This window comes from Pseudomonas sp. FW306-02-D09B (assembly GCF_058782685.1).
Map to the genome: position 1 here is coordinate 401,274 of NZ_JBYSXY010000003.1, position 10,607 is coordinate 411,880.

Below are 10,607 nucleotides of genomic sequence, written 5' to 3' on the forward strand. Positions count from 1 at the left end.
ACGGATGTTGTTGAAACCTCAGCGAACGGCCTGCCGGTGGTCTGGAAAAGCGAACCAATCCTGATCCCGTCCGGTCAATGACTGCACGATCCCATCAAGCGGTGACGCATTATGGATAACCCTTTCCAACTGATCACCGACGCTTTTGCGCCGGATTATCAGGTCAACCTGAGCATTCAGGGACTCGACGGCAGCATCATGCTGACCCTCTCCAAAACCGGCCGAATCGTCGCCAAGCGGATGATCAGCGCCGCACAACGCAATGACCCGCAACGCCTGAAACGGCTGGTGCAAAGCATTCAGTTCGGCATCGCCATCGAACAGGGCCACAGCGCCGTGGCGATCCTTGAAGCGATGACCAACGGCGACAACTTCAAATTACCGCCGCCCTCACCCAAGACTCCACCCCCTCGGCCGGCAAGGTTTTAAAGCTCGCCCTTCTCGACTTCCGGATGCTCACCGGAGCCCGCCCCGGTCTTGCGCTGCGGGTGTGCGATCTTCACCGACGGAAATTGCGACGAGGCATAGCGCACCACCAGAATCGAAAACGCCAGCAGCAGAATGCCGCCGCACAGGTAGATGATCCCGATGTCCGGCGGGTTGTGGTGCGACACGTTGGAGATCAGCAGGCGCGTCAACGCGGTGATCGCCACGTAGATCAGAAAGCGCACCGGCATGTGGTTGGTCTTGAAGTAAATCCCGACCATCGCGCCCAACTCGAGGTAGATGAACAGCAGCAGGATGTCATCGATCTTGATGTCACCCTCCTTGATCATCAATAAAAACTCCGCCACCGCCGCCCAGGCAGTGACTGCACCGATGGCGAACAGCGCCAGGTAATGGAACGTCTCAACGAACAGGTTACCCAGCGATCCGGCCAACTCATGGACGCTCTGGCGAAGCTTTTCAGCCCAATTGATATTCACGGTTGTTCTTCCTTAGGTCGGTTCGACCGATGATGCCGGTTTGACGTGACGGTAGTTCTGCATGCAGAAAAAAGGCCAGCGGCATGGAGTGAGATGGTAGCGGGATGATATGAGGCACGTTGGAGTGCTTTGGGTAAATGTAGGACCGTTCTGAATTTGGTTTTTGGGCATCGGATGGATTTCTGGGGGCGCGCCAGCAGGAGCTTGCCCTGCGGCGATTAGCGACCTCCCAGGCGCTAAAAAACCATACAGAGCCAGCACATCGCTACGATTGTGCCCGCCAATCTCTGCACGCTAACGTCAAACCGTCGCTGCCTATTCAGCGACCGGGCCTGATAACCCGGGTAATATGCGCGCGCACCAGCGCCAAAAACCTCGATTGCCGGCGTTTTTTTTAGCCTGTACTTTCGTGCAATGGCGGCTGTGCGTGGGAGACCTTCGGGTCTGCCGGGTCGCGTGCATACCGGTTTATCAGCCTGCGCACAGCTGCCACCCACTCGCCTGATAACGAACGTGGCCGCTCTACTTTGTTTCTGGAGTATTGCTAATGCACGCTATTGATCCGTCCAAAGTTCGCGCTTTTACCACCTCCACCCTCTCGGAGGTGCCCCATGACTAACCTCAAAGTGTAGTGGTCTAATTTCCCCGGACACCTCGATAGGTGGAGAATGCATCTATCGAGGAGTTTTTCATGACTGGCAAACGCAGGGCATTCGACGACAGCTTCAAGCTGCAAGTCGTAAAGATGATCAAGGACCAAGGACTGGCCGTTCCGCAGGTCTGTCGCGACCTGAATATTGGTGAGACCGCCGTCCGGCGCTGGGTGCAGCAGTACGAGGCTGAACAGCTGGGAGAAGCCGGAATCGGCAAACCGTTGACGGCTGAGCAACAGCGCATCCGGCAGCTGGAGCAGGAAAACCGCCAGCTCAAGATGGATAACGATGTATTAAAAAAAGCCACCGCCTTCTTTGCCCGCGAGCTGAAGTAACGTATCGCTTGGTTCGGCAGCTGCAACAGAAGGCTTATTCAGTGGCGTATGTCTGTCGGCTGCTGGGTATTAGCCGCTCCGGTTTCTACGAGGCCACCAAACGTGCTGGATCGCCAGCCTCGATTTGTCCCGTGACTGTGCAACTCAAGGCGTCGTTTGCTGCGAGTGGCGGCTGCTATGGCAGTCGTCCGTTGCGTAAAGCGTTGCGCGCCAAGGGCATGGAAATAGGCGTTTATAAAATTCGTCGCTTGATGCGCGCCAACGGTCTGCGTTCGGCCTGGAAGCGCAAGTTTGTGCACACGACTGATAGCAACCACGATCTGCCGATTGCTGAAAATGTGTTGAATCGCCAGTTCGAACCCGAGGCGGTGAACAAGGCCTGGGTAGCGGACATTACCTATATCCGGACCCGTAGCGGCTGGCTGTACCTGGCCGTGGTACTGGACTTGTTCTCACGCAAGATCGTGGGTTGGTCCATGGCCCCGAACATGCCTGCCGAGCTGGTATGTAGTGCAATGCAACTGGCCGTTGCTCAGCGTCAACCGCCATCTGGTCTGATCGCTCATTCGGATCGCGGTAGCCAGTACGCCAGCGCGAGCTACAGGGCGCTGCTGACAAGAAATAACATGCAGCAAAGCATGAGCCGTAAAGGTAACTGCTGGGACAACTCAGTGATGGAGCGCTTCTTCCTGAGTTTGAAAATGGAGCGGGTATGGCGGCGCGATTACGCCAATCACGCCGAAGCGATACGTGACATCACTGAATACATCGTTGGGTTTTACAACAACGAGCGTCTGCACTCAAAACTGGGATATCTGCCACCGACCGTTTACGAACGGGCAATGGCGTCTAAACCACCTATCGAGGTGTCCGGAATTAGTTGACCACTACAAAGACCTGACAACCGCTGGCCTCACACCCTTCTCCATCCATTCCGACCACCCCCTCTTCCGCGTCAACAGCGGCGTCTCGATCCACGAAGCCTTGTCCCATGTGTCCGACTTGCTCCACCTCTCCAAACTGCTGGCCGAAGACGCGGCGATGGAACGCGGCAAGGACCGCTATGCCTGGGCGTCGCATTATTTGCAGGAGATGAGTAAGGCGGTGATCGATGACGTGGTGAAGGTGCTGGGTGCGCCGGGTAATAACCGCGATTGAATGGAAAAAGCCCCGGGCTTCTCTTGAAGGCGGGGCTTTTCAGGCGTTCGACTATTTGCTCAAACGGCGCCTAACCGCTCAACCATGTCGGGGAATTTCTCCACCAGCCTTATCAACAAGGCGGCCTGAGCATTGGGCTTCGACGTTTTCTTTCGCGCCCTTCTCGGGAGCCGGTTTGTCCTGCAAGGAATGACTGCGCAGTGCGATCTCACCTTCGCGCTGAGCCACCATCTCGCCAACGCCTCGCATTAACTCTACGAACAGGTCGCGCTTTTTCATGAAGCTACCTCGTGCTTTCAACTCTGCCTCAATGGCTTTTTTGAGCGCATTAACTTGGTCGGCGACCATCGCAAAACTATAGACATGTTGCTTATAGCTCGGCAATTGGTGGCCTGGTCGCCAAGATCAAAAGATCGCAGCCTTCGGCAGCTCCGAATATCACTCACCCACAATGAAGTGACGCGCCCCAACCACTCAGGCCGGCTGTCAGGCCGCCGTGCTGTTGCTGTTGATCTTGATCCACCCGCCCCTTCGGGAGGCCGAGCGCAGGTGTTCATCAGGGGGTGGGCGCGCAGCGCCGTACGGCGCAGCCGGACACATCGAGAGGAGGTCGTCGCGAAGCAGACCGTAGGCGATGCCCCCTGATGGACACCGGAGTGAGGGGACGCCGAGCCTAGGCGAGGTGCCGTACGCTTGGGGCGAGCGTTTTTTTGCTTACTTTTTTTAGGCGCTTGTAAAAAAAGTGAGTCGCCGTCAGGCGAAACCCCAAGTGGCCGTTACCGCAGGAATGGATATGTACACCTGCAAGAGGTTGGTCGGCTGTCAGGCCGCCATCGCGGGCAAGCCCGGCTCCCACAATGGATCGATGTACATCTGCAAGAGACAGGTCGGCTGTCAGGCCGCAATCGCGGGCAAGCCCGGCTCCCACAATGGATCGATGTACATCTGCAAGAGACAGGTCGACTGTCAGGCCGCCATCGCGAGCAGGTAAATCCGGGGGCAATAAAAAGCCCCGCGCTTCTCTCGAAGGCGGGGCTTTATGTACAACCGCAAAACCTTAAGGCGCGTAAGTCAGCAACAACTCGGTCGGCACCTTGAAGTCCAGCGACATCATCACGCTCAACGCCGTGATGGTAAAAATCGAAAACACAAACAGCTTACGTGCCCAAACCGTGTCATCCACCGCCTTGTAGCCCGTCCAGGCCATGTACAACCAGTACATGCCCATGGCCGCCGCAACCGCGAGATAACTCATGCCAGCGTAACCACTGAACGTCAGCATCAAGGTCGCCACCAGGAACGCCAGGATGTACAGCAGGATGTGCTTCTTCGCCACCTGAATCCCACGCTTCACCGGCAACACCGGAATCGATGCCGCCAGGTAATCATTGAAGCGAAAGATCGCGATCGCGTAGGAATGCGGCATCTGCCACAAGCTGAACATCACCAGCAGCGTCAGCGCCGCCATGTCGAAGTTATTGCTGACTGCGACATAGCCGATCACCGGCGGCATCGCCCCCGACAGACTGCCCACCAGCGTGCCGTGAACCGACTTGCGCTTGAGGTACAGGCTGTAGAAACCGACGTAGATGACAAAACCGATCACCGCGAACAACGCCGCCAGCGGGTTGGCCACGCGATACAGCAAGGCCACGCCGGCAACACCCAGGACGGTCGCGTAAACCAGTGCCAGTTTCAGGGAGATCAGGCCCTGCACCAGCACACGGTTCTTGGTGCGTTCCATCTTCAGGTCGATGTCACGGTCGATGCAGTTGTTGAACACGCAACCCGACGCAACCACCAGGGACGTGCCGATCATCGCAGCCAGGAAAATGGCCAGATCGACATGCCCTTTCGAGGCCAGGAAAAACCCGCCTGCCACAGAAAGCACGTTACCGAAAATGATCCCCGGTTTGGTGATTTGGATAAAGTGCTTTAAGGACATCCGGACTTTCCTCAGTGCGCCATCATGACGGAATGGATGCTGTACATGATCCACAGCGACAGACCGACCAACAGGACGATAACCAGCGCCGCGAAAACAAACGCAATCACGTTGTTACGCTGGGCGGCGGAGCGGTCCAGGTGGAGGAAGTACACCAGGTGCACCAGCACCTGGATCACTGCGAAGGCCAGTACGATCGCCAGGGTCATGGCTTTCGGCAGGGATGGGTACATCACCAGGCCGAAAGGAATGATGGTCAGGATCACCGACAGGATGAAGCCGATAGCGTAGGACTTGACGCTGCCGTGGCTGTCGTCGTGACTATCGTGTGAGTGAGCTGCGTTAGCCATTTACAGAGTCCCCATCAGGTAAACAACGGTGAATACGCAGATCCACACTACGTCCAGGAAGTGCCAGAACAGGCTCAGGCAGCTCAGACGGGTCTTGTTGGTCGCCGTCAGGCCATTCTTCTGGACCTGATACATCATGATCGCCATCCAGATCAGACCGCTGGTCACGTGCAGACCGTGGGTGCCGACCAGGGTGAAGAACCCGGACAGGAAGCCGCTACGGTTCGGACCGAAGCCTTCGGAGATCAGCGTATGGAACTCGTTGATCTCCATGCCGATGAAGCCCAGACCGAACAGGAAGGTGATGGCCAACCAGCCCAGCACCTGAGTCTTCTTGCCTTTGAACAACGCCAGCATGGCGAAGCCGTAGGTGATCGAGCTGAGCAACAGGCAGGCGGTTTCGCCCAGCACGTAGGGCAGTTCGAAGATGTCGTGGCCCGACGGGCCACCGGCTACGTTGTTTACCAGTACCGCGTACACCGCGAAGATCGACGCAAACAGAATGCAGTCGGTCATCAGATAGAGCCAGAAACCGAATACGGTCATCTCGCCCGAGTCGTGGTGATGGTCATCGTGCCCATGGTCATGACCATGGGCGTGTCCAACATTGGTCACTAAGTTCGACATGGTTTAAGCCTGTTCCAACGAGGTTTCAACACGGGTGGCGGTGGCCGGAATCGCTTTGGCCGCAACCAGACGCTTGTGCTGCTCGGCTTCAATGCGCTCGATCACATCGACCGGCACCATGTAGCCTTGATCATCACGGGCAGCGTGGATCACGAAATAGATCACGGTGCCAGCCAGGCCGAAGATAGCCATCCACCAGATGTGCCAGATCATCGCGAAACCGAACACGGTCAACAGAGCACCCATGACCAGGCCGGTCGCGGTGTTGTTTGGCATGTGGATCGGCTCGTACTTGGCCGGAGCCTGGTACGCAGTACCGTTTTCCTTGGCTTCGGTGAACGGGTCGATACCGTCGGCTTTCGGCAGTACAGCGAAGTTGTAGAACGGTGGTGGCGACGAGGTCGACCATTCCAGCGTGTGGGCATTCCACGGGTCGCCGGCTTCGCACATGTTCTGTGGCAGCTTGCGATCACGGATACTCACGTACAACTGGATCAACTGGCAGGCAATACCGAAGGCGATCAGTACAGCACCAACCATTGCAACGTGCAGGTATGGCGTCCACTCAGGGTTGGTGGTGCTGTTCAGACGACGGGTCATGCCCATGAAGCCCAGTACATAGAGCGGCATGAACGCGACGAAGAAGCCCGAGATCCAGAACCAGAACGCTGCCTTGCCCCAACCTTCGTGCAGCTTGAAGCCGAACGCTTTAGGGAAGTAGAAGCCGAAGCCGGCGATGTAGCCGAACACGGCGCCGCCGATGATCACGTTGTGGAAGTGCGCGATCACGAACAGGCTGTTGTGCAGTACGAAGTCAGCACCCGGGATGGCCAGCAGTACGCCGGTCATGCCGCCGATGGCGAAGGTCACCATGAAGCCCAGGGTCCACAGCACTTGGCTGGTGAAACGCAGACGGCCCTGGTAGATGGTGAACAGCCAGTTGAACAGCTTCACCCCGGTCGGGATCGAAATCAGCATCGTCGCCAGACCGAAGAAGGCGTTGACGTTGGCACCCGAACCCATGGTGAAGAAGTGGTGCAGCCAAACCATGAAGCCAAGGATCGAGATCGCGCCGCTGGCGTAGATCATCGAGTGATGGCCGAACAGTTTCTTGCCGGAGAAGGTCGAGATGACTTCGGAGAAGATCCCGAACGCCGGCAGAATCAGGATGTAAACCTCGGGGTGACCCCAGGCCCAGAACAGGTTGACGTACATCATTGGATTGCCACCAAGTTCATTGGTGAAAATGTGGAAATCCATGTAACGGTCAAGCGTCAGCAGTGCCAGGGTAGCGGTCAGGATCGGGAAGGAAGCGACGATCAGTACGTTGGCCCAGGTGCAGGTCCAGGTGAAGATCGGCATGTCCATCATTTTCATGCCCGGGGTACGCATTTTCAGCACGGTGGCCAGGAAATTGACCCCCGTCAATGTCGTACCCAGTCCAGACAGTTGTAATGCCCATATGTAGTAGTCCACACCCACGCCCGGGCTGTAGCCCAGTTCCGACAGCGGTGGATACGCAACCCAACCGGTACGGGCGAATTCGCCGACACCCAGGGACACGTTCACCAGTACCACGCCGGAAACCAGCAGCCAGAAGCTCAGGGAGTTCAGGAACGGGTAGGCAACGTCACGCGCGCCGATCTGCAGCGGCACTGCAAGGTTCATCAGGCCGGTGAAGAATGGCATCGCCATGAAGATGATCATGATCACACCGTGAGCGGTGAAGATCTGGTCATAGTGTTCAGGTGGCAGGTAGCCAGGCGAACCCTCAGTGGCCAGGGCCAGCTGGGAGCGCATCATCACGGCGTCGGCAAAACCACGCAGCAGCATGATCATGGCAACGATGATGTACATCACGCCGATTTTCTTGTGGTCGACCGACGTCAGCCACTCGGTCCACAAATAGGTCCACTTCTTGAAGTAGGTGATTGCAGCAAATACCGCCAGACCACCGAGCGCGATCATGGCGATGGTCACCATCACGATCGGCTCGTGGAACGGGATCGCTTCCCAACTTAATTTACCAAACATCGTTTACTCCTCTGCCCCGGCAGCTGAATGCGAACTCATGTCCATCCCTTCCATACCGGCGCCGGCCACTTCGTGTTCTTTCTTCTCGTGGTGCATCGGCTTGCCCGGTTTCATGCCTTCATACTTGTCGATGATGGTCTGGAACAGGTTCGGCGCGTACGAGGAGTAGAGTTCAACCGGGTTGTTCTGGCTTGGTTTGGAAAGGGCTTCGTATTCAGCTTTTTCAAGCTGTTTAGGTGCTTTCTTGACATCACTGACCCAGGCATCGAAATCTGCCTGAGAGGTGGCGATTGCTTTGAATTTCATGCCAGTGAAGCCAGCACCGCTGTAGTTGGCGGAGATACCGTCAAACTCGGCATTCTGATTGGCGATCAGGTGCAACTTGGTTTCCATGCCCGCCATCGCGTAGATCTGACCGCCCAGGCCCGGAATGAAGAACGAGTTCATCACGGTGTCGGAGGTGATTTTGAAGTTAACTGGCGTGTTGGCCGGGAACACCATCTTGTTGACGGTGGCGATGCCTTGTTCCGGGTAGATGAACAGCCACTTCCAGTCCATCGCGACCACTTGAATGGTGATCGGCTTGACGTCGGATTCCAGCGGACGGTAAGGGTCCAGGGCGTGGGTCGACTTGTAGGTGACGTAACCCAGGGCAATGATGATCAGGACTGGGACAGCCCACACCGCGATTTCAATCTTGGTGGAGTGCGACCATTTCGGGGTGTAGACGGCGTCCTTGTTGGAAGCGCGGTATTTCCAGGCGAACAGGAAGGTCATGACGATGACCGGAACCACGACCAACAGCATCAGCAGCGTTGCGGTGATGATCAGGTTGCGCTCGTCCAGGCCGACCTGGCCCTTGGGATCGAGCAGGGTCATGTTGCAGCCTCCCAGCAACAGCGTGCCGAGCAGCGGCAATAAGCCTAGTAGTCTGGGGTACCTGTTTTTACTCATCTCACGACCTCTAAAGCAGCTTGCGCAATGCAGTTGGGTTTTGATCGCCAACACTTCACCCTGCCAAGGGTTGGCATTTTTCTTGGATTGAATAAGGGCTTGCCCGTCGCGCGCTAAACGCTGGTCGACACATCCTGGGCTAGCGGTGAGTTCTTATTCGAATTCGTGGTCAAAGGCCTTGTTACAGACCAATTCCATTTGGTGCGGATAGTTGGAAGGCGCCGACACCTGGCGTCGAATGAAGCCCGTTACAGCCCCACGACCACCCCTTGTGCCAAGGAGAGTGCCGCCCCGGAATTTCAGTGCGGGCGATTGTAGATATGTAACGTTGTATAAACCATGTCTCAACTCGAAATAATTTTTATCGGATACCGCAACAATCATTAACGAAATCTGCAAAGATTATCCACGATATCGAGACAGATTCTCAATAACAACCCCAAAAAAACCAGCGCTACTGTCCGCAGTTCAGACAGCTTCAGCCCCTCTCGAAGCATCGCTGACCTCGCGCAAGCCCCCTTGTCACAAGGCCTTTAGCCATTCGTCCGAGCCTGTTAAAACTGCCTGCTGCACCGCATTTTCCGGCTTCCGGAGAGGCCCGTCAGCAAGATAAATTCCCTGTCAGTTTCAGCGACGACAATCGTCTTTGAAATGAGTTGCGACACCTTTGCTGTGACAACATGTCGCACACGTGTCGCACCCTTCTTTGCCGCGCGTCACGATCCTTTGACAGACCCGCTGAAACGCAAAGCGCCCCGGCCTCTTTTCGAGGTCCGGGGCGCTTTATTCAAGGCCTGTGGCTGCGGCGAGAAGCCTCAGTTCAGGTGTTTGCGGTTACGCGAAATGAGCAGTGGCACCAGCACCACAGTCAACACGAAGGCCACCAGCGCCCACTGTGCCAGCGACAGGCCGAGGATCGGCGGGTACGGTGTTTCGCAGAAGCCGTCGACCTGGAAGCCCAGCGGGAAGATCTTCGCCAGCGGCAAGCCGTCGACAATCGGTTGCAGCACATCGATGCCGCAACTGACCGCCGGGTAAAACTGCGTATAGACGTGATGCCCGGCCGCAGCAGCGCCTGCAAGGGCGAAGATCACCACCAGCCCTTCGAACACGGTGATGCTGCGACGAGTGCGCATGGCGGCACCGATAAAGGCACTGATCGCAATCAGCAACAGTGCATAGCGCTGCAGGATGCACAGCGGGCATGGCGCCTCGCCCAGCACCACTTGCATGTACAGCGCGCCGCCGATCAGCGCCAGGCAGATGATACCCAACAAGACCAGGAAGCGCCGCTCACGGCCCATCCGCATCATTTCCTCGTTCATCGCGTTTCCCTTCTGACTATCTATTGCCCGCAAGTCTACACGCTGGCTCTGACCTTTGAGAGCCGGCACGTGCCGGTGGATGGGGGAATAGACGATAAGCGGGTTAAGAAGGGATTAACTTTCGAGTGTTTTTACGAATCGGGACCGCGGTGAAGCCTTCGCGAGCAAGCCCGCTCCCACATTAGCACTGCGTCGTACACATGGATGGTGTATGGCGCGGTCTAGTGTGGGAGATTCTATGTTGCAGGACAACCCTGCAACGGTCGATTCGGTTGGTATTCGCTCTGGTTTTTCATCAGG

10 protein-coding genes and 1 pseudogene are annotated in these 10,607 nt (G+C 56.7%); 3 read left to right on the forward strand and 8 right to left on the reverse strand.

Annotated features, from left to right (window positions below):
- Nucleotides 1-111: 111 nt before the first annotated feature.
- Nucleotides 112-429 carry a DUF3509 domain-containing protein gene (locus AC3WK5_RS08530; RefSeq protein WP_103318168.1) on the forward strand — a complete coding sequence of 106 codons (318 nt, stop codon included), beginning with the start codon at nt 112-114 and terminating at the stop codon, nt 427-429.
- Here AC3WK5_RS08530 and AC3WK5_RS08535 read toward each other — a convergent pair.
- The gene (locus AC3WK5_RS08535) at nt 426-926 is read right to left on the reverse strand and encodes a phosphate-starvation-inducible protein PsiE (protein ID WP_054595739.1); all 501 of its coding nucleotides are present in this window, start codon (nt 924-926) and stop codon (nt 426-428) included. The genes AC3WK5_RS08530 and AC3WK5_RS08535 overlap by 4 nt on opposite strands.
- A 691-nt stretch (nt 927-1,617) precedes the next feature.
- Between AC3WK5_RS08535 and AC3WK5_RS08540 the strand changes: the two genes are divergently transcribed.
- Nucleotides 1,618-2,798, forward strand: a protein-coding gene (locus tag AC3WK5_RS08540) for an IS3 family transposase (protein WP_371919149.1) whose coding sequence is annotated in 2 segments (ribosomal slippage) — nt 1,618-1,885 and nt 1,885-2,798 — 1,182 coding nt in all. Because the reading frame shifts where the segments join, the coding sequence is not laid out codon by codon here.
- A gap of 13 nt (nt 2,799-2,811) precedes the next feature.
- Nucleotides 2,812-3,072 (forward strand): DUF3077 domain-containing protein, encoded by a 261-nt coding sequence (locus AC3WK5_RS08545; protein WP_103318179.1) that lies wholly within the window; start codon nt 2,812-2,814, stop codon nt 3,070-3,072.
- A gap of 59 nt (nt 3,073-3,131) precedes the next feature.
- On the opposite strand, the pseudogene AC3WK5_RS08550 reads toward AC3WK5_RS08545, so the two are convergent.
- From AC3WK5_RS08550 to AC3WK5_RS08580, 7 genes and pseudogenes are all read right to left on the reverse strand, one after another.
- Nucleotides 3,132-3,351: pseudogene (locus AC3WK5_RS08550) on the reverse strand (transcriptional regulator).
- Nucleotides 3,352-4,129: 778 nt separating this feature from the next.
- Nucleotides 4,130-5,017: a heme o synthase gene (gene cyoE, locus AC3WK5_RS08555; RefSeq protein ID WP_054595737.1), complete on the reverse strand. Its 888-nt coding sequence runs from the start codon at nt 5,015-5,017 to the stop codon at nt 4,130-4,132.
- An 11-nt stretch (nt 5,018-5,028) separates the two neighbouring features.
- A complete protein-coding gene (cyoD, locus tag AC3WK5_RS08560) occupies nt 5,029-5,367 on the reverse strand; it encodes a cytochrome o ubiquinol oxidase subunit IV (RefSeq protein WP_054595736.1) in 339 nt (112 codons plus the stop codon).
- Nucleotides 5,368-5,994 (reverse strand): cytochrome o ubiquinol oxidase subunit III, encoded by a 627-nt coding sequence (locus AC3WK5_RS08565; protein ID WP_054595735.1) that lies wholly within the window; start codon nt 5,992-5,994, stop codon nt 5,368-5,370.
- 3 nt (nt 5,995-5,997) lie between these two features.
- Nucleotides 5,998-8,028 carry a cytochrome o ubiquinol oxidase subunit I gene (gene cyoB / locus AC3WK5_RS08570; RefSeq protein WP_054595734.1) on the reverse strand — a complete coding sequence of 677 codons (2,031 nt, stop codon included), beginning with the start codon at nt 8,026-8,028 and terminating at the stop codon, nt 5,998-6,000.
- 3 nt (nt 8,029-8,031) lie between these two features.
- Nucleotides 8,032-8,982 (reverse strand): ubiquinol oxidase subunit II, encoded by a 951-nt coding sequence (cyoA, locus tag AC3WK5_RS08575; RefSeq protein ID WP_054595733.1) that lies wholly within the window; start codon nt 8,980-8,982, stop codon nt 8,032-8,034.
- Nucleotides 8,983-9,797: 815 nt separating this feature from the next.
- Nucleotides 9,798-10,307, reverse strand: a complete 510-nt coding sequence (locus AC3WK5_RS08580) for a disulfide bond formation protein B (protein ID WP_256585262.1) — start codon at nt 10,305-10,307, stop codon at nt 9,798-9,800.
- Nucleotides 10,308-10,607: the final 300 nt, after the last annotated feature.

Excerpts from the sequence above, each read along its gene's own strand:
- cyoB (WP_054595734.1), bottom strand. The coding sequence starts at position 8,028 with ATGTTTGGTAAATTAAGTTGGGAAGCGATCCCGTTCCACGAGCCGATC.
- cyoA (WP_054595733.1), bottom strand. The coding sequence starts at position 8,982 with ATGAGTAAAAACAGGTACCCCAGACTACTAGGCTTATTGCCGCTGCTC.
- AC3WK5_RS08530 (WP_103318168.1), top strand. The coding sequence starts at position 112 with ATGGATAACCCTTTCCAACTGATCACCGACGCTTTTGCGCCGGATTAT.
- cyoD (WP_054595736.1), bottom strand. The coding sequence starts at position 5,367 with ATGGCTAACGCAGCTCACTCACACGATAGTCACGACGACAGCCACGGC.
- AC3WK5_RS08565 (WP_054595735.1), bottom strand. The coding sequence starts at position 5,994 with ATGTCGAACTTAGTGACCAATGTTGGACACGCCCATGGTCATGACCAT.
- cyoE (WP_054595737.1), bottom strand. The coding sequence starts at position 5,017 with ATGTCCTTAAAGCACTTTATCCAAATCACCAAACCGGGGATCATTTTC.
- AC3WK5_RS08580 (WP_256585262.1), bottom strand. The coding sequence starts at position 10,307 with ATGAACGAGGAAATGATGCGGATGGGCCGTGAGCGGCGCTTCCTGGTC.